The organism is Oscillospiraceae bacterium (assembly GCA_035380125.1).
In the GTDB taxonomy this organism is placed as follows: Bacteria; Bacillota; Clostridia; order Oscillospirales; family JAKOTC01; genus DAOPZJ01.
Window position 1 is genome coordinate 29086 of record DAOSWV010000024.1, and the last position, 21151, is coordinate 50236.

General features: G+C 50.2%; 20 protein-coding genes. 10 read left to right on the forward strand and 10 right to left on the reverse strand.

The window, feature by feature from the left end:
• From PK629_10135 to murD, 7 genes are all read right to left on the reverse strand, one after another.
• Positions 1-501, reverse strand: a complete 501-nt coding sequence (locus PK629_10135) for a flavin reductase (GenBank protein HOP11836.1) — start codon at positions 499-501, stop codon at positions 1-3.
• 21 nt (positions 502-522) lie between these two features.
• Entirely contained in the window at positions 523-1317 is a 795-nt protein-coding gene (locus PK629_10140; protein ID HOP11837.1) for a TraX family protein, read from the reverse strand.
• Between the two features lie 80 nt (positions 1318-1397).
• Positions 1398-2513, reverse strand: coding sequence for an alanine racemase (gene alr, locus PK629_10145; protein HOP11838.1), 1116 nt, complete (start codon positions 2511-2513; stop codon positions 1398-1400).
• Between the two features lie 105 nt (positions 2514-2618).
• On the reverse strand, positions 2619-3827 hold the full coding sequence (locus PK629_10150) for a methionine gamma-lyase family protein (protein HOP11839.1): 1209 nt from the start codon (positions 3825-3827) through the stop codon (positions 2619-2621).
• Positions 3824-4762 carry a hypothetical protein gene (locus PK629_10155; protein ID HOP11840.1) on the reverse strand — a complete coding sequence of 313 codons (939 nt, stop codon included), beginning with the start codon at positions 4760-4762 and terminating at the stop codon, positions 3824-3826. The genes PK629_10150 and PK629_10155 overlap by 4 nt, the downstream gene beginning before the upstream one ends.
• Positions 4755-5753 (reverse strand): hypothetical protein, encoded by a 999-nt coding sequence (locus PK629_10160; protein ID HOP11841.1) that lies wholly within the window; start codon positions 5751-5753, stop codon positions 4755-4757. The genes PK629_10155 and PK629_10160 overlap by 8 nt, the downstream gene beginning before the upstream one ends.
• 10 nt (positions 5754-5763) lie before the next feature.
• Positions 5764-7149, reverse strand: coding sequence for a UDP-N-acetylmuramoyl-L-alanine--D-glutamate ligase (murD, locus tag PK629_10165; protein HOP11842.1), 1386 nt, complete (start codon positions 7147-7149; stop codon positions 5764-5766).
• Positions 7150-7388: 239 nt separating this feature from the next.
• On the opposite strand from murD, the gene PK629_10170 reads away from it, so the two are divergent.
• The 7 genes from PK629_10170 to PK629_10200 all read left to right on the forward strand — a co-directional run bounded on the left by PK629_10170 (position 7389) and on the right by PK629_10200 (position 15551).
• On the forward strand, positions 7389-9044 hold the full coding sequence (locus PK629_10170; protein HOP11843.1) for a glutamine--tRNA ligase/YqeY domain fusion protein: 1656 nt from the start codon (positions 7389-7391) through the stop codon (positions 9042-9044).
• A gap of 18 nt (positions 9045-9062) precedes the next feature.
• The gene (locus tag PK629_10175; protein HOP11844.1) at positions 9063-9665 is read left to right on the forward strand and encodes a VanZ family protein; all 603 of its coding nucleotides are present in this window, start codon (positions 9063-9065) and stop codon (positions 9663-9665) included.
• Positions 9666-9703: 38 nt separating this feature from the next.
• Entirely contained in the window at positions 9704-10600 is an 897-nt protein-coding gene (locus PK629_10180) for a mechanosensitive ion channel (GenBank protein HOP11845.1), read from the forward strand.
• A 64-nt stretch (positions 10601-10664) separates the two neighbouring features.
• Entirely contained in the window at positions 10665-11750 is a 1086-nt protein-coding gene (locus tag PK629_10185; GenBank protein ID HOP11846.1) for a M14 family zinc carboxypeptidase, read from the forward strand.
• A gap of 22 nt (positions 11751-11772) precedes the next feature.
• Positions 11773-13422 (forward strand): glutamate--tRNA ligase, encoded by a 1650-nt coding sequence (locus tag PK629_10190; protein HOP11847.1) that lies wholly within the window; start codon positions 11773-11775, stop codon positions 13420-13422.
• Between the two features lie 13 nt (positions 13423-13435).
• Positions 13436-14731, forward strand: coding sequence for an MFS transporter (locus PK629_10195; GenBank protein HOP11848.1), 1296 nt, complete (start codon positions 13436-13438; stop codon positions 14729-14731).
• Positions 14732-14828: 97 nt separating this feature from the next.
• Positions 14829-15551 carry an ion transporter gene (locus tag PK629_10200; protein ID HOP11849.1) on the forward strand — a complete coding sequence of 241 codons (723 nt, stop codon included), beginning with the start codon at positions 14829-14831 and terminating at the stop codon, positions 15549-15551.
• Between the two features lie 94 nt (positions 15552-15645).
• Here PK629_10200 and PK629_10205 read toward each other — a convergent pair whose 3' ends face one another.
• Together PK629_10205 and PK629_10210 are read right to left on the reverse strand one after the other, a co-directional pair.
• Entirely contained in the window at positions 15646-16818 is a 1173-nt protein-coding gene (locus PK629_10205) for a Gfo/Idh/MocA family oxidoreductase (GenBank protein ID HOP11850.1), read from the reverse strand.
• A 14-nt stretch (positions 16819-16832) separates the two neighbouring features.
• Positions 16833-17690, reverse strand: coding sequence for a sugar phosphate isomerase/epimerase family protein (locus PK629_10210; protein ID HOP11851.1), 858 nt, complete (start codon positions 17688-17690; stop codon positions 16833-16835).
• 299 nt (positions 17691-17989) lie between these two features.
• On the opposite strand from PK629_10210, the gene PK629_10215 reads away from it, so the two are divergent.
• The 3 genes from PK629_10215 (at position 17990) to PK629_10225 (ending at position 20586) form a co-directional block, all read left to right on the forward strand.
• The gene (locus PK629_10215) at positions 17990-19000 is read left to right on the forward strand and encodes a transporter substrate-binding domain-containing protein (GenBank protein ID HOP11852.1); all 1011 of its coding nucleotides are present in this window, start codon (positions 17990-17992) and stop codon (positions 18998-19000) included.
• A gap of 193 nt (positions 19001-19193) precedes the next feature.
• A complete protein-coding gene (locus tag PK629_10220; GenBank protein ID HOP11853.1) occupies positions 19194-19877 on the forward strand; it encodes an amino acid ABC transporter permease in 684 nt (227 codons plus the stop codon).
• Entirely contained in the window at positions 19864-20586 is a 723-nt protein-coding gene (locus PK629_10225) for an amino acid ABC transporter ATP-binding protein (GenBank protein ID HOP11854.1), read from the forward strand. Before PK629_10220 ends, PK629_10225 begins: the two co-directional genes overlap by 14 nt.
• A gap of 68 nt (positions 20587-20654) precedes the next feature.
• Here PK629_10225 and rpsT read toward each other — a convergent pair whose 3' ends face one another.
• Positions 20655-20927 (reverse strand): 30S ribosomal protein S20, encoded by a 273-nt coding sequence (rpsT, locus tag PK629_10230; protein HOP11855.1) that lies wholly within the window; start codon positions 20925-20927, stop codon positions 20655-20657.
• Positions 20928-21151 lie beyond the last annotated feature (224 nt).

The window sequence follows — 21151 nt, forward strand, 5'->3', positions numbered from 1 at the left end:
TTATTTCGAGAGAATCTTTTTGATTTCACCGATATAAAACGTATGGAAATCCGCCTTTTGATAATTGGCCGTGACCAGTTTTTCGTCTAAAAATCCGTCTTTTTCAAGTTGCCCGATATAGAGCTTTTCACAGACCAAAATCAATTTGGCCTCGGTAAACAAAACCGCCCCGCCCCGATGTTCTGCGGTCAGGCCGCTTTTATTCATCTTGTCGACGTCCCGTCCGCTCTTGCTGCCGCACAGCGACAGAGCGTCATGGCAATCCGCGTCGAAAAAGTTCAATGTGAAGATATCGTTGGTATCCATAAAGCCCTTGGTGTAGCGCTGCGGACGCACATAGGCGGTCACGACGTTTTTGTTCCACAGTACGCCGGCCTGCCCCCAGCTCACTGTCATCATGTTGAAATTATCCGGCTTTCCGCTGGCAAGCAACGCCCAACCGCCGATCATTTCAAACGGGTTAAAATCAAGCTGTTCAATTTTTAGTTCTTTGAATTCCATAAAAAACCACCTCTCATTGGTTCAGGATATACCCAGCGTGATACCAAGCTTAAAAAGCATTACCGGGTTCATAATAAAATAACAAACCGCCAAGATCAGCATATGTGCCGGATAGAAGATATAAAACAGATACTTTAACCCTTTACCCTTCCGGTTGTTATACATCATGATGAAGATCAATGAAGAACTCGCCGCGAGCCAGTATAAAGCAGTCATCATTCCGGCACCCGCAAGCGTGTTGATTAAACCGTAACCGATTAAAACCGCAGCGATAATCGAATAGCGTTTAGGCTTTGACAACCTGCCCGTGAAATACATCACATAGACCAAACAGACGCCGAACCAGGCGTAATCTGTTTTTAAAATGAAGCCCAAAAGCGCACAGATGCCCAGAATAAACGATTTGACAACCCAATCGGCATTTTGATAGGCATACGTGTCGGGGTTTTTTTCGTATTTCTGCATCACTTTACCGAGCAGCTCCGGTTGTTCAAAGACCGTAATACCGACCACGGCAAGCAGCAATGTGAAAATGACGTTTTGACTTTGCCAAGTAAACCAGGTTTTATAAACCATCAGATCAAATGGTATCTCACTGATCAGAGCGAAAATAAACAACCGCAGGATATATTTTTTTCGGTTCTTGCTGTGTTTGAGTCCCTCGGCAACACAGAAGCAAAACAGCGGAAATGCCAGCCTCCCGATGACGCGGCAGACGGTATACCAGGGGGTGCCTACAGGCACGATCCCGGAGGCGCCGAGGTGATCGATTAACATCGAGATGATTGCGATGACCTTTAAAACCGTCGTGCTCATGTCTTTGCTCGTCTTTCATTGAGATTTGAATTTCTCTCCTGAGGATAAAACTCCTTCGTTTGAAAATTTATTTTCAAACTTTACTCCGAATAGATTTTCTTGACCCGGCTGCCGACCATGCGGCACAAAACCTCGTAGCTGATGGTGCCCTCAAGTTCTGCCAGATCGTCAGCGGTATTTCCGTCCTTGCCGCCGCCGATAATATAGGCGGGCGCTCCGCATTCAATATTGCCCAAATGATCCGCGTCAATCATCAAATGATCCATACAGATTTTGCCGAGAATCGGGGCGCGTTTTCCGTTGACCAATAAAAAACCGCGGTTCGAAAGTGTCCGGCTGACACCGTCCGCATAACCCAAACTGACCACCGCGATGCGCTTATCGGTCTCGCAGCGGTAGGTGCCGCCGTAACTGATCGTGGTTCCGGCTTCGACTTCCTTGACCAGTTCCACCGCACCGGCATAGTCGAGAATCGGTGCGAGATTTTTGTTTTTGCTTCCGTCGGGCATCAATCCGTAAAGCATGATCCCCGGACGCACCATATCCAGATGCATTTCGGGATAATTCATAATCGCGGCGCTATTGGCCGCATGACGGATTTGAAAAGTATGCCCCGCGCATTCTAGATTGCCGAGCACCGTCATAAAATTTTCAAACTGGCGGCGGGTCAAGTCGCTGCCGGTTTCATCGGCTTTGGCGAAATGGGTATAGACCCCCTCGAACTCGAGGTTCGGAAGTTCCAGCGTCCGCAGCAGGTCTTTGGTCGGAAAACCGTCGGGACAGACATATCCGAGCCGCCCCATACCGGTGTCGATTTTCAAATGGCAGCGAATGGGGCCCCCGACGGTATTGTTGAGCGTCTCGGCGAAATCCAAGTCAAAAACAGTCTGCGTCAGCTGATATTCCAAAAGACGGGGCATATCACATTTCGGGGTATATCCCATCATCAGAATCGGAGTCTCGATACCCGCTTCACGCAGGGTTTGCGCTTCGTAGATATCGGCAAGACCGAGATAATCGACGCCGCAGCGTGCCAATTCCTCGGCTATACCGACCGCTCCGTGGCCGTAGGCATCGGCCTTGACCATCGCGCAGATTTTACAATTACCGCCGGTCAAAGCCTTGATATATTGGAAATTTTTCCGCAGCGCGGAAAGATGAATCGTCGCCGTAGCGCGCTGTTTGCTCCCGTTCAATGTCACACCCGCTCTTTTTACGGCTCGTCTGCCGAACCGCTGTTTCTAATATGGACAGATTATACCACTTATGCCGATATAAGTCAAAGCTGCAATGACACGATGTTATGACAAGATCGCTTCTGCGGCACGAAGTACTGCATATCGCCCGCTCGCAAAGGTCAATCCACCTTGCAGCCAGACTGCAAACGGTTCCCGCAGCGGCGCGTCGGCTGAAATTTCGACGCTCGAACCCGAGATAAAACCGCCCGCCGCCATGATGACCTTGCTGTCATAACCGGGCATATCCCACGGTTCGGGGCTGACGTGGCTATCGACCGGGGAACCGCTCTGAAGCCCTTTGCAAAACTTGATCAATAAATCCGGATTCCCCAGTTTTAACAGCTGTACGATGTCGGCGCGCCGTGCGTCATATGCGGGTTCGGTCTCAAAACCGAGTTCGTCAAAGAGAGCAGCCGCGAAAGCCGAAGTTTTGAGCGCTTCCGCGGTCGCATGCGGCGCCATGAACAGTCCCATGAACATGCTGCGGTTTTGAAACAACGTCGCTCCGACTTCGCGCCCGATGTCCTGCGCGAACAGACGATCGGCACAAGCGTCGATCAGCTCTTTTTTTCCCGCCAGATACCCCCCGCAGGGACACAGGCCGCCGCCTGCGTTTTTAATCAAACTACCCGCCAGTAAATCGGCTTCGGGTTCGCTCTCACAGACGAATTCGCCGTAGCAGTTATCGACAAATACGATGATGTCCGGATATTTCGCATGGATCAAATTGGTGATTTCCGTGATGTCATCAGAAGTCAGCGAACGCCGCAGGGTATAACCGCGTGAACGCTGAATGTAGATCATTCTCTTTCCATCTGTTGATTTGAGGATTTTATCGAGATCAAATGTCCCGTCAAACTCCAGCCAGTCAAATTGTATGCCGAAGTCGGCAAGCGACCCGCCGCCTTTTTTCAAAATCGTCGGCAGAATCGTATCATACGGCTGTCCGGTGATGGAAAGTACTTGATCACCGGGGCGCAGCACACCGAATAATCCGGTGGCGATTGCATGGGTACCGCTGACCATCTGAACACGGACAAAGGCGTCCTCGGTGCCGTAAACCGACGCATAGACCCTGTCGAGCGTTTCCCGTCCGAGATCGCCGTAGCCGTAACCGGTCGTACCCAGCAGATGCGCTTCGCTGACCCGATTTTCTGAAAATGCTTTTAAAACCCGCTCGGTGCAGATGCGTTCGGTTTGTTCGATTTTCTCAAACTGCGGTTTGATTTTTTGATCCGCTTTTTGTGCGGCGGAAAGGACTTTTCCGTTCATTTTTGCACCACCGCGTTCAGAAGTTTGGAGAGCGCTTCGACATCCTTTTTACGACAGCTCTCGGTATCAGAACCAAGCAGCCGTGTCGGCAATGCCAAAAATGCCGTTTTAATACCGCCCGCGCACTGAGCGACCATTCCCGCGGGGCAATTCAAACGCGCCGTAGGAATGACGATTTTAATTTCCGAATTCTCGGCGGCGGTATTGATTTCTTTTAAAAGTTCTTCGTCGTGAACCGCGCCGCTGTCGATGACCGGCAGCGCAAGTTCCGGCTCTTTTTCGGAATCGAGCGTGCCGCTCTCATAACCCTGCACCACAATTGCGATATCGGGCTTGATTGTCTCGGCAGCCGCTTTGACGCCTCCGCCGCTGAGGTTGCCGCGCGCAGCAAATACCAAATACAGATCATCATCACCCGGTTCGTCAAGGATTTTTAACAGGGCGGCGATTGCGGAACGGGAGGAAAGCGCTTTCCCGCCGATGATTCCATTATCTTTTCCCCAGGTGAAAAATTCGGAGTCGAATACGCCGAAAGTGCCCTGTTCCGGCTCGTCATAATACTCGAAATAGAGCGACTCCGTTTTCGGCAACTTGTCGTCGCCGTTTGAAAGATGCACCGGACAGACCGCAACGACGCCTTTTTTATCGCCGAACTTCAACTTTCTGCCGAACAGCTGTGCCGTGCCTGCTTTTCCGACCGTCTCGAATTTATAATACGGATTTTCGCCCTTTTTGAGAATAAAGGTCGGTTCGTCCATCGGAGCGGTGAGCATGATTTTTCGGCCATTGCCTTGACGATGGGCAATTACACTGCCCAGAATATCGATGTAAAATTCGCATTTTTTATTCAGATAAGCAGATAAAAACGACTGCATCGCGGTTTCCCGCCCGGTCGGCGCGTCAATGGCGACCAGTTTTTCGATCAGGTCAAACATTCGCCGCACCTCCCAGCGTGTTTATATAAGCCGCAATCAATTTCGCGCTTTTATCGATATCGGAGACCAGAACGGTCTCAACCGCAGTGTGCATATTGCGCATCGGCACCGAAACCAGCGCCGTCTCGACGCCGCCGTCGGTGAAGGTGATGCGGTCGCTGTCGGTTCCGGTTCCTCCACCCATAATCTCAAGTTGGTAAGGGATTTTCCGCGTTTTGGCCTCTATGATCAGTCCGTCGGTATGTTTTTGGGATAAGATCGGAGACACGCCGATCATCGGCCCCTCCCCGCTCTTTCCGGTCTTGGACGAATCGGCAATCGGATTTTCACCAAAGCTGCCGTCAATCGCAATGGCAATGTCGGGCATGATGTTGTGCGTACCCGCACCGCTGCCGCGGCAGCCGATTTCCTCCTGCACCGCGAACAGCAGATAGACGCCGATATTGAGATTTTTGGCCAGATTCTGTGCCGCTTTGATGATTACGGCGCACCCGATGCGGTCGTCAAGGGCGTGTCCGCACAAAACATCGTTTGAAAGTTCAAAAACCGGTGCGATGAAACCCGCGCGGTCCCCCTGTCTGACAGGCGAATCATCTTTTTTATAACCGATTTCTGCGGTGATATTATCTTTGGGGCTGGTTTCATTTTCGCCGCTGGTGATGACACCGGTGATTTCGCCGTCTTTGGTATGTACGGCGATTTTTGCACCGTGAAGCGTACGGCGGTCAATACCGCCGACCGTACCGAGCGAAAGCGTGCCGTCGCCGCGCACCTCATTGACAATAAACGAGATTTCGTCGGTGTGCGCGGTCAGCATGACGACCGGTCTGTCGGCGCGTTTGGGGACAATTTCAACCCCGAGATTGCCCATCGCGTCAGTCGCGGTCTTATAACCTTCTAAAATACCGCAGATCACATCGTTGATACCCTTTTCGCTGCCGGAACCGCCGAACGGCTCACAGAGCTTCGCAAGGAGTTCTTTCGTGTTCAATATACCACCCCTAAAGTTTATTCACGAGCGTCTTATATTCCTCGCCGCGGGTTTCGTAATTGGGATAGCGGTCGAAACTCGCACAGGCGGGCGAGAGCGTGACAAAATCGCCGCTTTTTGCAAGCGAATGGGCTTTTTGTACCGCTTCAAACATATTGCCGACATAGAAAATCGGCGTTTTTTCTGCGTTATAACCGGGTGTGGCAGTGATAGTATCACCTATTTTTTTCGCGGTGTCACCGAATAAAATTACGGCTTTGCAGGTGTCGGCCACCGGCTTTCCGAGCGGTTCAAACGGGATTTTTTTATCATATCCGCCGCCGATTAAAATGACGTTTTGCTTTAAAGCGTTCAGTGCGGCGATGGTACGGGTCGGGGTGGTTGCGATGGAGTCGTTATAATATTTCACGCCGTCGAGTTCACGCACAAATTCCTCGCGGTGTTCGACGCCTTTAAAGGTTCTTGCAATCTCGGACATCACCTTGACGTCGACTACGCCCCAGACTGCGGCAAAGGCTGCCATATAATTCTCGGCATTGTGTGTGCCGGGCAATAAAATCTCGTCGGCGGCCATAATCTCCTCCTCCTCGCCGTTTGTGACATGGACGAGCTTTCCGTCTTTGAGATAAACGCCGTTTTCCACTGGATTCGATGAGGAAAAGAACGCCGTCTGTCCTCGGACTTCACCTGCGAACGAACGGGTAATCGCATTCTCGGCGTTCAGCACGCAGCGTCCGAAGGCGTTTTGATGGAGATAAATATTTTTCTTGGCGGTGATGTATTCGTTCATATCCTTATGAATGTCGAGATGATTCGGATTCATATTGGTTACGACCGCGACGTCCGGGCTTTTGCGCATCGACATCAGCTGGAAGCTTGACAATTCAACAACCGCAATATCGTTATGCGACATCTCCTCGACCTTGTCAAACAGACAGCGGCCGATGTTGCCGCCCAAATGGACGAGCTTGCCCTGTTTGGTCAGACATTCGGCGATAATCGAAGTAGTCGTCGTCTTGCCGTCGCTGCCGGTTACTGCGTAGATCGGACAAGGGCAATAATCGAAAAACAGTTCCATTTCAGAGGTCACGACAACGCCGCGTTTTCTGGCGGCGACAAGCGCGGGCGAATCGAAATAAACCCCGGGTGCACGGATAATAACGTCGGCGTCGAATTGTTCCGGGTATTCGTCTCCGATCAGCAGTTTTGCGCCCCAGGAGCGGATTTCATCGCAAATCTGTCCGAGTGCGTCTGCGTCTTTTTTATCGCAAACCGTGACGGGAACGCCTTTTTTTAATAATAATTTAATTAGTGGCGTATTGCTCACGCCGATACCGATGATAACAACTTTTTTCGAACGAAGTTTTGCAAAAAAAGCATCTAATCTGTTGTCCATACCGAGATAGTTCCTCCGCGCGTTCATTTACTGAAATCGGCTGCAGCTGTACTGCTGCCGTTTTGATCCAGTTTAGCATATTTTACCCTCAAATTCAATCGAATCGACACATCCTGCCGAAATTGTTTTAATGATTAAAGTCAAAATATTGCAAAACGAGGCCGGATATGCTATGATTATAAGGTTAATTTCTTCCGCACAGTTCCTGCGTAAGGATTGGCAAAAAGGAGATCTGAGAAATGAGCGACATCGCCGAAAAAACCCCTCTGAATTTTATCGAGGCATTCGTCGAAGAGGACTACCGCACCGGCCGTTTTGTCAAAAAGGTACACACCCGTTTTCCGCCGGAACCCAACGGCTATATCCACATCGGCAGCGCCAAAGCCATTATGATCAGTTACAGCATCGCCAAAAAATACGGCGGTGAATTTAATCTGCGCTTTGACGACACCAACCCCGAAAAAGAGGAAGAGGAATTCGTCGAATCCATTCAAAATGATATTTTATGGCTGGGGGCAAAATGGGATCATCTTTTTTACGCCTCCGACTATTTTCAAAAGACCTTCGAGCTGACGCTCGATTTGATTAAAAACGGGGACGCATTCGTCTGCGACCTCACACCCGACCAGATCCGCGAGACCCGCGGCACGCTGACCACGCCGGGCGTCGAAAGTCCTTACCGTAACCGCACACCCGAGGAAAACCTCGACTTGTTTTTGCGCATGAAAAACGGCGAATTCCCCGAGGGCAGCCATGTGCTGCGTGCGAAGATTGATATGTCCTCACCGAATATGAATATGCGCGACCCGGTTATCTACCGCATCAAGTTCGCGCATCACCATCGCCAGGGCGACAAGTGGTGCATCTATCCGATGTACGACTATGCCCACCCGCTGCAGGATGCCATCGAAGGTATTACTCATTCGCTGTGCTCACTTGAGTTTGAAGACCACAGGCCGCTCTATGAGTGGTCGCTGCTAAAAACCGGTTTTATTGACCAGCCGCCGCGTCAGATCGAATTTTCCAAATACAACGTGACATATACTGTCATGTCAAAGCGGTATTTGCGCCAACTCGTTGAAACAGGTGTTGTCGACGGCTGGGACGATCCCCGTATGCCCACCCTGTCGGGTCTTCGCCGCAGAGGCGTCACCCCCGAAGCCCTGCGCGAATTCTGCATCAAAACCGGCGTAGCCAAGACACAAGCGGTCATCGAGATTGACTTTTTGGATTACTGCACCCGTGAGGACCTAAAACTCAAATGCAGCCGTGTGATGGCGGTGACCAATCCGCTCAAACTTGTTATCACCAATTATCCCGAAGGTCAAACCGAACAGTTTGAGATTGCGAATAACCCGGAAAAACCCGAACTCGGCTCACGCCCGGTCCATTTCAGCAGGGAACTATATATTGAAAACGAGGACTTTTTTGAGGTTCCTCCGCCCAAGTTTCACCGCCTTTTTCCCGGAAATGAAGTCCGGCTGATGGGTGCATATATCATCAAATGCACCGGCTGCGTTAAAGATGCAAACGGAAAAGTTGTTCAGATCAACTGCACCTACGATCCCGACACAAAAAGCGGAACGCCCGGTGCCGACCGCAAAGTCAAGGGCACCATCCATTGGGTGGATGCCAAGACCGCTTTCCCGATCAAATGCCGGCTGTTGGATCGTCTGCTCGAGACCGAGTACAACACCGATCTCGAACAATCCGTGATCAACCACAATTCCTCAATCACCACCGACGGATATGCCGAGGCCTGTGTGAATGAAGCGAAACCCGGTGACAAGTTCCAGTTCGTGCGGCAGGGATACTTCTGCCGGGATACAAAATTCTCAGACGATCCCATCTTTATCCGCACAGTATCACTGAAATCATCTTACAAACCCCAATAACACACACGGAGGACGGCAATGGCTACAGCATTTGGATATTTCCTGAACATGCTTCCGTATATGCTGATCTCTCTGCCGTTCATCCTATTATGGCGTTGGCTGCGCGTAAAGCAATTGGAAAAACGCAATCTGATCAGTCCCCGGTGCCGGGAAATTTTAATGGTGATTTTCGTGATGTTCCTTGTGGGATTGGTCTCCCAGACGGTGCTGTCTGAAATCACCCTGACGGCCACCGGTTTTGAGATCGTCCACCGACCCGGCGGAGGCGGCCTGAATCTGAAATTATTCGACGTATTCCGGCTCGTTGAAATCGAGACCATCGAACGCGGCAAAATCAATTTCTTTCTGATCAATATCGTCGGAAATATCCTGGTGTTTGTCCCCATTGGCTTTTTCGCCTGTCTGCTGTGGAGAAAACCCTCGTTTTTAAAAGCACTATTATCCGGCTTATTGACCTCGCTGGCCATCGAACTGGCACAATTCCCGCTTGAACGAGGCACCGACATTGACGATCTGTGGCTCAATACCCTCGGCGCACTGCTCGGCTGGGTAATCTATATTGCCGTGCAACACAACACGGACACCGGCAAATACCGCATCCAAAAAAGGAATAATACCTAAAAATTGTTTTACCTATCTCAGAGAAAGGAGCGCCCATCGTGAAAGACTTCTGGCAGTGGATTCTGGATTTCAACGAAAAAACAAATACCACTTTTGAGGGCGGCATCTTTACGACGCTGCTGGTGTGGATCTGCGTCTTTATCGCAGCTTGGATCTTACTGCATATTATCAACCGTATTTTAAAGGAAAAAGAAAAACGCGGCAAAAAGAATACCTACCCGCTGCTGGGACATCTGCTGCGCGCACTGGTTTATATTATTGCGGTCACAGGCGGATTGTTCCAGATTCTCCCCCTGAAGACGCTGACTGTCTCTCTGCTGGCAACCTCCGGCGTATTGGCAGTGATCATCGGCCTGGCTTCGCAGGAGGCTTTTTCAAATCTCGTCCACGGTCTGTTTATCTCGATTTTTAAACCGTTTGTGATTGGGGACATCATCACGATCAAGGATATCGACGTGACCGGTATCGTGGAGGACATCACCCTGCACCACACAGTGCTTAAAACTTTTCAAAATAACCGGATCATCGTACCCAACGCCAAGACTAACAGCTCCGTACTTGAAAACCGGATGCTGGGCGAAACGCGGGTCTGCAATTACCTCGACGTCGATGTCGCCTATACCGCCGATATTGACAAAGCCGTCTCCGTACTGCAGGAACTTGCGCTCGCACACCCCAACTGCATTGACGCCAGAAGCCCCCAAGAAATCGAAGCAGACGCATCGGTCGTGGTCGTGCGGGTGGTCGAATTTAAAGATTCCGGCGTAGCACTGCGCGGATTTATCTGGTCGGCCGATCCGGGTTCCGGATTCGTCATGCTGTGCGATCTGAGAAAGGAAATTCTCAGGGTTTTCCCCGAAAACGGCATCGAAATCCCTTATAATTATATGAATGTCATCATAAAAGGCCAAGATAGCGCAAAAGATAAGTCCTGAACCGCCGCCCCAGATCTTCGAGAAACGTCGGTTTTGAGATAACAAAACGCGGGAGATAGACAACATGACATCCACTCGACTGCTTGCGCCGCTGCTGGCCTGTCTACTTTTTTGCTGTGCCTGTGCGGATACCACCGCTCCCAGTTCCATTGCAGCGAATGCACATCCCTCTTCGGAGATTTCCTCCGTCCCATTGGATTTCTTCGCCGAACTCGGTATTCCGGAAACGGTGGGATTCGATGGTATTTATACCCGGGAAACCCGGCAGATGATGCTCTCACTGGGATTCACCTACAGCGACGTTGAAGCGCTGATCGATCAGGGCTACACGACCGACGAGATATTTTTATTCACCACCGAGGAAAAGGATGTCTACGCCGTTGCAGGCCGTTTCACACCGCATGAGTCGCTGCTGGAGCTGACAAAAACGCTCTACTCCGAGATCGAGAACTTGGATGATTATTTCACCTCGTTCGGCGATGAGAATACGATTGTTCCGGAATTGATTCAATACGGCGAAAGCGTTCTGGGCCGTCCGCTCTACTATTATCATATCAAAAATCCAAACCGTGAGCCGACCAAAAAAGTCATGCTGACCTTTGCGATTCACGGTTATGAGGGCGAGGCCTCCTGCGACGGCGCTTATCTGGCCGAACAGGCCTATCAGATCGCATTTTTCTATTGCCTCAAGCCCCAATATCTCGAGGATGCGGAATTGTTCATCGTGCCGATGGTCAATCCCGACGGCGTCATGAACCGCAACGGCGGAGAAAAATTCGGGCGTGGGCAGTCCCAGGGTATCGATATGAATCGCGATTTTCTCAAGGGGCAATTCAAAGCCCAGGAAACGGTTGCTCTCCGAAATCTGATGAAAGAACTCTCCCCCGACGTCTTCATCGATTTTCACGGCTGGTATGACGAATCTTACGGCGACGCCGAACTCGGGCGTGCGTTTGCGGCAAATCTAGGCCTTGCGCACGTCAGCGAGGAATACGGCACGCGTCAGGGATATTTATACGGCTATGCCAAGTCTCAGGGAGCGCGTGCCCTGTTGGTTGAACACAGCGGTTACGCCTCGGTCAACACCAAAGATCTGATTTTATCGCTGAATATCATCATGCGGATGGATCTGAGTCAAACGGCTCAATAAACAGCAAAGGACGGTTATTCGAATGGATTATCAAAAACTCGCGGATTTAGTTATGCCCAACGTCAACAGCGACTTATCCGTTTGGGAAAATCAATATCCCCTGCGTACGCTGCCCGAGGGGGCTAAAGTAACCCGGTTTGCGCCCAGTCCGACCGGCTTGCCGCATCTCGGCAACGTTTTTACCTGCAATGTCGATCTGCGGCTTGCGCACCAGAGCGGCGGTGTCTGTTTTTTGCGCATCGAGGACACCGACGCCAAACGCACGGTGAAAGACGGCGTCGCTAAAATCGTGAAAATGCTGGGTGAATTCGGAATTTTCTTTGATGAAGGACCCTCGCTTAACGGCGAAGAAAAAGGGGATTACGGCCCCTACACCCAGAGCAAACGCAAGGCTCTCTATCAGTCCTGTGCCAAATGGCTGATTGAGCAGGGACTGGCTTATCCGTGCTTCTGCTCCGCCGAAGAGCTCAATGTCATTCGCGAAAAGCAGAAGGCAGCGAACGTACCCGCGCCGGGTTATTTCGGCGAGTGGGCTGAGTGCCGCAATCTGACGCTCGAAGAAGTCGAAAAGAATCTCGCCGAGGGCAAAGATTATGTCATCCGTCTGCGCAGCAGCGGAGATGCCAAAAAGGTCGACCGCATCACCGACAACATTCGCGGAACGATGGAATTTCCGCAGAATATCATGGATGTGGTGCTGCTCAAATCCGACGGTATCCCGACCTACCACTTTGCCCACGCGGTCGACGACCACTTTATGCGGGTGACCGATGTGGTGCGCGGTGATGAGTGGATCGCTTCTGCACCGATCCACGTTGAAATGTTCCGTGCGCTCGGTTATAAACAACCCCGCTATACCCATGTCGCACCGCTCAGCATCATCGACGACGGAAATAAGCGCAAGCTCTCCAAGCGCAAAGACCCCGAGTTCGGTTTGATTTTTTACCACGAGATGGGCTATGACAAAGACGCCGTGCTCGAATATCTGAACACAATCGCCAATTCCGGCTTTGAGGACTGGCGGCGCGCCAACCCCAAATCACCGATTGACGATTATAAATTCAGCGCCAAGAATATGTCGGTTTCAGGCGCGGTGTTCGATCGGAACAAGCTCGACGACGTGTGTAAGAATTACATATCGCTGCTTTCCGCCGAGAAAGTGCTCTCGCGTTATCTCGCCTGGGCCAAGCTATTCAATCCCGAGATGGCGGAAATCGCCGGAAGCGACCCGAAGCATTGGCGCGAAATTTTTAATATTGACCGAGAAGTGCCCAAACCCCGCAAGGACATCGCCAACTGGAGCATGGTACGCAGTTATTTCGGCTATTTCATCAATGAGGACTTTTATGCCGATATCAAGGACGGCTATGACCTCGGAACGCTTTCCGCCGACGACTTTAAGGCTGCGCTTGCCGCATATGCCTTATTGTTTGATGATACGGATGACCGCGATATTTGGTTCTCCAAAGTCAAGCAGGTCGCTGACAAGATCGGCTATGCCTCCGACACCAAACTCTACAAAGCCAATCCGGACGCCTATAAAGGCCCGCTCTCCGACGTGGCGGCGATGATCCGAATTGCCATTACAAACCGCAGTCAGACCCCCGATCTGTATACCATTATGCAGGTGCTGGGAGCTGACGAGTGTAAGAAGCGCATTAATAAAGCATAAAGGATGTTAAAGATTGAGCACTTCAAAGCTCTGGAATAAAAACTTTACGATCATCACTGTCGGAACGGTGATCTCGATGCTGGGCAACGCCATCAGCGGCTTTGCCATCGGTCTGTTGGTGCTGGACTACACCCAATCGATCTTTTTATACTCGCTGTTCATGGTGGCCTACAACCTGCCGAAAATCATCATGCCGATGGTGGCCGGCCCGTATTTGGACAATTTCCCGCGTGCCAAGGTCATCTATACACTCGACTTCTTGTCGGCAGCTCTGTATTTGGGGCTGTTTTTCCTGCTGCATTTTAACATCTTCAGCTTCTGGCCGTTTTTGGCGCTGGCCGTTTTAATCGGTTCCATCGACAGTGTCTATCAGACCGCTTACGACAGCTTGTACCCCAAGTTGATCGGAAAAGAACACTACTCCAAGGCCTATTCGATTTCGAGCATCATCTACCCGCTTGCCGCAGTCATGGTGCCGGTAGCCGCATTTGCCTACCAGAAACTCGGCAATATCGCGCCGCTGTTTTTGTTCAACGCCGCCACCTTTTTGATTGCAGCCATTATGGAGGTATTCATCAAGGCCCCCGAAACACATGTTCAGCACCGTACGCAGAAATTCACCGCGAAATATTATTTTAATGAATTCAAAGCCGGCGTTGATTACATACGTTCGGAAAAAGGGCTTTTGGTCATCACCGCCTATTTTCTGATCGCAAACCTCTCCTATTCCACCGGTGCGCTTGCCCTGCCCTATTTTAAGACCACGCCCGGGCTGGACGTTATGGCCTACACTTTTGTGATGGGTGCAAACCTAATGGGACGGCTGGTGGGTGGATTCCTCCACTACAAGATGAAGCTGCCGCCAAAGCGGAAATTCGCCATCGCCCTGACGGTCTATATCACGACCTGTGTGCTCGAGGGCGGTTATCTGTTCACGCCGGTCGGAGTGATGATCGCGTTAATGTTTCTGTCCGGCCTGCTGTCGGTCACCTCGTTCAACATCCGCATCTCGGCGACTCAGAGTTATATTCCAAACGACTACCGAGGCCGGTTCAACGGATCGTTTCAGATGCTGCTTTCGTTCGGCATGATCGTGGGGCAGCTCGTCTCCGGCGCACTCGGCGACTATTTCTCGGCTCGGGCAATCATCATGATCGGGTATATGACCAATTTAGCGGCGGTGTTCCTTGTGATGCTTCCGGGCGGAAAACATGTCAAGCGCATCTATAATGCTGTTTACGAAACCCCTGAAAAACCGGAGGGGCTTCAGGAACCGAATCTGACCAATCCCGCTGCGCAGGATGAGTAATAATATTTAAGTATAATCCGCCCGCCGTTTAGGCGGGCGCTTCCTTTTTATCAGAATATATGATATCATGTAAAAAAATGGGCAAAGGGTGAAAGATATGCGCAAGAGGATATTTGAAATCATCGAAGTTGCAGGTGAAAATGATAAGATAAGCAGCATTTACGATGCTTTTATGTTGATTGCCATCGTCGCGAGTATCTTACCACTCTGTTTTCATGAAACATACAATATTTTTATCTGGATTGACCGAATCACTGTTGTGATTTTTATTATTGACTATCTGCTTCGATGGGGAACAGCTGATTTAAAATTCATAAAGCATGGAAAATATGCTTTTATATATTATCCCATTACTCCATTTGCTGTTATTGATTTACTCTCAATTCTACCCTCGCTCACCATTCTGGGTTCCGGATTCAAATTATTCAGATTACTCCGTCTCGCAAAATCCTTGAAAGTGTTCCGGTCATTGAAGGTACTGAGGTATTCTAAAAGTTTTGAGATCATTAAAAAAGTAATACATAATGAAAAGAAACCGCTTTGCACCGTCGCCGGTTTGGCAGTTGGATATATTATTATTTGTGCTTTAGTAATGTTTTCAGTAGAACCACAGAGTTTTAACACTTTTTTCGATGCTGTATATTGGGCAGTTGTGACATTGACAACCGTCGGTTATGGAGATATTTATCCCATCAGTGCATTTGGAAAAATCGTCAGCATGTTATCTTCATTTATCGGAATTGCAATTATTGCATTACCGACAGGCATCATCGCCGCAGGTTATATGGCAGCATTGAAAGAGAGCAAAGAAAAAGAATGATTAAATACTAAAAATTCGCCCGCCGAAACTGCTTTCGGCGGACGAATTTTTGTATCTTTTTTCATTCGGAATGGTCAAGACCATTCCCTACTTATTAAAAAGTTCCTTCGGCGTTCAGGGTGACGCCGCTGCTGTCTTTGGTTACGGTCGAATCATTGATCTTCTCCGCAAGCAGCATCTCAAAGCGTTTTTCGTCGATATGCTCCGGTTCGACCCACTCACCCGTCCATGCCGACAGATGAATCGAATTTGAAATGGAAAGACCTCTGATGCCCTCGATGCCCGGTGCCAATAGCGGCGTACCATTCAAAATCGCCGATGCGAAATCGGTCAGGATACCGGCGTGTCCTAGATGGCACTCCTCAACCTCGGGCGCCGTGATCTCGATCACCTCATGTTCCGGTTCGCCGAAACCGGTTTTGCAGGTCTGATTCCATTCGGTCTCGCTGACCTTGTTTTTCGTAAAAATCAGCTTGTCGTTTTCCAAGACGACCTTGCCGTTATCTGCTGAAATTTCGAGTCGGTTGGTGCCCGGGGTCTCGAAAGTCGAGGTCACGAACAGACCGGTCGCACCGTTTTCGTATTCCGCAAACGCCGTCACGTCATTTTCCACCTCGATATTGCGGTGTCTGCCGTTATAGGCGTGTGCATGAATGCGTTTGGGCATCCCGCAAAGCCATTGCCAAAGATCGAGCTGATGCGGGTCTTGATTGAGCAGCACGCCGCCGCCCTCTCCTGCCCATGTCGCACGCCATCCGCCCGAATCGTAATAGCTCTGGGAGCGGTACCAATTGGTGATGATCCAAATCACGCGGCGGATCTCCCCGAGTTCGCCGTCCATGATCATTTTACGCAATTTTTGATACAGCGGATTGGTGCGCTGGTTATACATGATACCGAACACCTTGCCGCTCTTTTGCGCCGCCTCGTTCATCTTCCGCACTGCGGAGGTATAAACGCCGATCGGCTTTTCGCACAACACGTTCAAACCGCCTTCGAGCGCTTTGATCGTAATTTCGGGGTGGGCATAATGCGGCGTAGCCACCAGCATACTGTCACAGACCCCTGAGGCGATGGCCTGTTCGGCGCTGTCGAAGTATTTTACGCTCTCGCCGTACAGCTTGCGCGCGGCTTCAATTTTTGCGGGATTGTTGTCGCAGATCGCGACAAGTTCGACGCCGCGTGTGACGCCGTCGGTGATGCGTTTGCAGTGTAAGGTTCCGATGTTGCCATAGCCCGTTACGCAGAGTTTGATCTTCTTTTCCATGAATTGATACTTCCTTACGCTTCTACTTTTTTCAACACGTCTCTGAGGCAATTGACCGCGAGTTCGAAACGCCCGGCGGCGTTCATGCTACTGTCAAAGCTCAGTTTCTTATCGTCCTGTTCCAATGCGGAAAAGCCTTTGAATTCTCCCAGATGCGGCTCCAGCGACAAAAAGCCGTCATAGCTTTTCTCATAAAGCGTTTTAAGCAAAACTTCGATTTCGCCGTCGCCGTATCCCGCCGGAACAACACTTCCGTCGGAGAATTTGGCGTCTTTGATATGGACGTATTCGACGAAATCAACGAGCAGCCGGTACGCCTCCATGACCGGCTGGCCGCACTGTACGAAGTTGGCCGGGTCGAAGGTCATCTTGAAATTCTCGTCGCTCAGACGGTCCATCAGCTGTCTGCACCGCGGAGCGATGTCTCCGAAAATCCCCTTTTCGTTTTCATGCAGCAGCACCAGATTCAACGGTTTTGCCTTCCGCTTGAACTGTTCCAGCCGTTCACAGACGGGTTCAAGGTATTTTTGCGGGTCTTCCCCTTTGGGCATATAGAAACTGAAAATCCGGATATAACGCGCGCCCATAATCTTTGCGGCTTCAAGCATCCGCTCAAAAGCCGCCATGTGCGGTGTAAAATCGTCGTTGATTCCGATTTTCCCGATCGGCGAACCGATGGCAGACACCCGAATATCTGCGATATCCAGACGCTTTTTGATCTCGCGCAGTTCCGGCCCGGTGAGATCGGCGACATTTTTACCGTCAACACCCCTCAATTCCAGATGCCCGATGCCGTTTCGTTTCATCTCCCGAATCTGTACCGAGAGATCGCTGTCGATCTCATCCGCAAAGCATGATAATACAAAACTCATTTCGATAAATCTCCTTACCGTTTTACGGTTACATTTATTATATAATTCCTGCCGGATATGTCAAGCGCAACGATAATGTAAATTTATACGCTTTCGCGCCCCTTGAAATGTATATTTATAAGTTTTACATTGGATTTATATGCTTAAAATAGTATATTTGTAGTTATATTCGAATTTTTATTCAAAAGCTATTGCATTTTTATTCAAAATAGTGTAAACTACCTTCATCATCGCCTATCGATGAAGTTTGCCGCAAGACAACGGCAAAATCTGCACGAATTTCGAAAGGAAATTACATCATGAAAAAGTTTCTCGCAATCTTTTTGACCCTCATTCTCGCGACCATCGGTTTCGCGGGTTGTGCAGGCACCGGAACTTCTTCCGAGGCCTCGTCGGTTACATCTACCCCGTCTTCTGTCGAATCCACCCCTTCCGAAACCAGCTCTGTTGACTCGGTTGAAAGCAGCGTTCCCGAGTCCTCTGAAGCTTCTTCTGTCGTAAGCGAAGAAAGTTCCGAAGCCGGTTCTGCCGTCAGTTCCGAAGAAAGCTCCGCAGTCAGCTCCGAAGAAATCGCCCTGACTGAAATCGATGCGATTAAGGCTAAGGGCTATCTTACGGTCTACACCAATGCCGCATTCGCACCGTATGAATATTACAGCGGCACGGAAATCACCGGCGTTGACATCGAAATCGCAAAGGCCATCGCCGCCAAACTGGGCGTCGAGCTGAAAGTCAGCGACGTCGAATTCAACAACATCATCGCCGCCGTCAAAGAGGGCAAATGCGATCTGGGCATCTCCGGCTTCTCGGTCACCGATGAGCGCAAAGAGTCCGTCAACTTCTCGGTCGAATATGTCCAGACCCAGCAGTACATCGTTCTGCTCGCCGATGATACCATCACCACCAACTTTGAGACCCTGGCCGGCGCCAAAATCGGTGTCCAGCTGTCCACAACCGGTGACTATGCCATCGACGACGCTATCGCCAACGGTTGTCTGAAGGATTCCGGCGCTTCGCTTATTCAGTATAAGAACGCACTGGAAGCGACTGTTGATCTCAAAAACGGCAAGATCGACGCCGTTGTCATCGACAAGGATACCGCAATGAACATCGTCAACTCCAACGAAGGTCTGAAGGCCATCCCGTTGAATTATGCCGACGGCACCTTTGATGCAGAGAACTACGCCATCGCCATCGCAAAAGAAAACACCGCGCTGAAAGCGCTTGTCGACGAAGTCCTCACCGAACTCATCAACAACGGTTCCATCGCCAATTGGATGATCCAGTATTCCGCGGATTCTGCGGCATAATCTGTATCTTGAGAGCAGCGGTTTATTCGCTGCTTAACAACCCCACCTAAATGTACGATCGGCAGGAGGGAGATAATCCCTCCTGCCGGTCGTATCAGAAAGAGTGAAGTATATGTATGCAGCCATTCCGGCCAATTTAATACAGCGTCTGACCGAGTGGTGGAACACGGACGTCGCCGAATGGGCGGCAAACATGGTCCGCAATTTCGAAAAGACTTTTATCACCGATGACCGCTACAAATTCTTTATCAACGGTCTCGGTAACACCCTTAAAATCGCCGCACTGGCGGTTATACTGGGAATTATCATCGGTGTTATCGTAGCCGTTGTCAAAGTAAACGCCACCGAAAAACACTCCAAAATCAAATGGCTGAATAAAATTTTTACGGTCTATATTGCGATCATCCGCGGTACGCCGGTCGTCGTTCAGCTGATGATTATGTATTACATCATTTTAAAAAACGTGGAAAGCACCATCGTTGTGGCGGTACTCGCGTTCGGTATCAATTCCGGCGCTTATGTCGCTGAGATCGTGCGCGCAGGCATTATGGCAGTCGACCGCGGACAGATGGAAGCCGGACGCTCTTTAGGGCTGACAAGACTCCAGACAATGCTCCACATCATTTTACCCCAAGCCGTGAAAAACATCCTGCCGGCGCTCGGCAATGAGTTTATTACGGTCATTAAAGAGACCTCCATCGCCGGTTATATTCCGATCATCGACCTCACAAAAGCGGGCGATATCGTCCGCAGCCGTACTTACGAGCCGTTTTTTGCGCTGATTATCGTGGCCGTGATCTATTTTATAGTCGTTTGGATTCTGACTTTAGGCCTGAGAGCCCTTGAAAGGAGGTTGGCCAGAAGTGATCGACGTTAGGAATCTCTCGAAAAAATTCGGTGACAATCTCGTATTGAACAACATTACCGAGACGATCAAAGCCGGTGAGAAAGTCGTCGTGATCGGACCGTCCGGTTCGGGGAAATCAACTTTTCTGCGCTGCCTGAATATGCTGGAGGAACCGACTTCCGGCGAAATCTTTTACAAAGGCGAAAAACTGATTTATACCTCCCGTGAGATCAACAAACTGCGTCAGAAGATGGGTATGGTTTTTCAGCATTTCAACCTCTTCCCTCACCTGACCATTCTCGACAACATTACGTTGGCGCCCGTCAAGCTTAAAATCCAAACGAAGGCCGAAGCCAAAGAGAATGCCCAACGGCTGCTCGCTCGCGTTGGTTTGAGCGAAAAAGCAAACGACTACCCCTCCATGCTCTCGGGCGGTCAGAAGCAGCGTATTGCCATTGTGCGGGCACTGGCGATGAATCCCGAAGTGATGCTGTTCGACGAACCCACCTCGGCGCTTGACCCGGAGATGGTCGGCGAGGTGCTTGAGGTCATGCGCGAACTGGCCGAAGACGGCATGACAATGATCGTCGTGACCCACGAGATGGGTTTTGCGCGTGAGGTCGGCACCCGCGTCCTGTTTATGGACGGCGGTGAAATACTCGAACAGGCCCCGCCGAATGAATTCTTTACAAATCCCAAGAATCCCCGTTTAAAAAACTTCCTTGCCAAAGTTCTTTAAATTTGATACGAATATAAAAACAGACGGCCGAAAGCCGTCTGTTTTTTGTTCAACTAAATCCCGCCCGATTACTTGGTTGCAGCTTTTGCAGCGTTTTCCTTTTTCATCAACGCGCTCTTGCGGCGGGCGGCGGTGTTCTTGGCAATAAGGCCTTTTGCCGCGGCTTTGTCGACGGCTTTGATGGTGTTCTTAACTGTGACGTCCATATCTGCAGCGCCGCTTTCAATCGCGAGCTTGCCCTTTTTAATTTCGGTTTTCAGTGCCGACTTGGCCGCCTTGTTAACGACGGCTTTCTTCTGGTTGGACACAACTCTCTTTTGGGCGGACTTGATGTTTGCCATTATATTTGACTCCCTTTCATCATTTGCAATGTTTGAGCGTTTTTTCGGGATGGTTTTCGTCTTGAATCCGACTTCCCGGGAGAACGCCTCCCCCTTCAACATTGAGCCATTATACCATACCCCTGCCCCTTTTGCAAGTATTTTTTTGCAATTTGCGGCGTTTGTGTTATAGGATTACAATTGATGTGTTACAAAAGGGAGGAGGAAAAAAAGAGTAGCGAATG

Bases quoted from the DNA above. Each gene is read 5' to 3' on its own strand.
- PK629_10135 (HOP11836.1), bottom strand. From the start codon at position 501: ATGGAATTCAAAGAACTAAAAATTGAACAGCTTGATTTTAACCCGTTT.
- PK629_10140 (HOP11837.1), bottom strand. From the start codon at position 1,317: ATGAGCACGACGGTTTTAAAGGTCATCGCAATCATCTCGATGTTAATC.
- PK629_10150 (HOP11839.1), bottom strand. From the start codon at position 3,827: ATGAACGGAAAAGTCCTTTCCGCCGCACAAAAAGCGGATCAAAAAATC.
- PK629_10155 (HOP11840.1), bottom strand. From the start codon at position 4,762: ATGTTTGACCTGATCGAAAAACTGGTCGCCATTGACGCGCCGACCGGG.
- murD (HOP11842.1), bottom strand. From the start codon at position 7,149: ATGGACAACAGATTAGATGCTTTTTTTGCAAAACTTCGTTCGAAAAAA.
- PK629_10170 (HOP11843.1), top strand. From the start codon at position 7,389: ATGAGCGACATCGCCGAAAAAACCCCTCTGAATTTTATCGAGGCATTC.
- PK629_10175 (HOP11844.1), top strand. From the start codon at position 9,063: ATGGCTACAGCATTTGGATATTTCCTGAACATGCTTCCGTATATGCTG.
- PK629_10185 (HOP11846.1), top strand. From the start codon at position 10,665: ATGACATCCACTCGACTGCTTGCGCCGCTGCTGGCCTGTCTACTTTTT.
- PK629_10190 (HOP11847.1), top strand. From the start codon at position 11,773: ATGGATTATCAAAAACTCGCGGATTTAGTTATGCCCAACGTCAACAGC.
- PK629_10200 (HOP11849.1), top strand. From the start codon at position 14,829: ATGCGCAAGAGGATATTTGAAATCATCGAAGTTGCAGGTGAAAATGAT.
- PK629_10205 (HOP11850.1), bottom strand. From the start codon at position 16,818: ATGGAAAAGAAGATCAAACTCTGCGTAACGGGCTATGGCAACATCGGA.
- PK629_10210 (HOP11851.1), bottom strand. From the start codon at position 17,690: ATGAGTTTTGTATTATCATGCTTTGCGGATGAGATCGACAGCGATCTC.
- PK629_10215 (HOP11852.1), top strand. From the start codon at position 17,990: ATGAAAAAGTTTCTCGCAATCTTTTTGACCCTCATTCTCGCGACCATC.
- PK629_10220 (HOP11853.1), top strand. From the start codon at position 19,194: ATGGTCCGCAATTTCGAAAAGACTTTTATCACCGATGACCGCTACAAA.
- rpsT (HOP11855.1), bottom strand. From the start codon at position 20,927: ATGGCAAACATCAAGTCCGCCCAAAAGAGAGTTGTGTCCAACCAGAAG.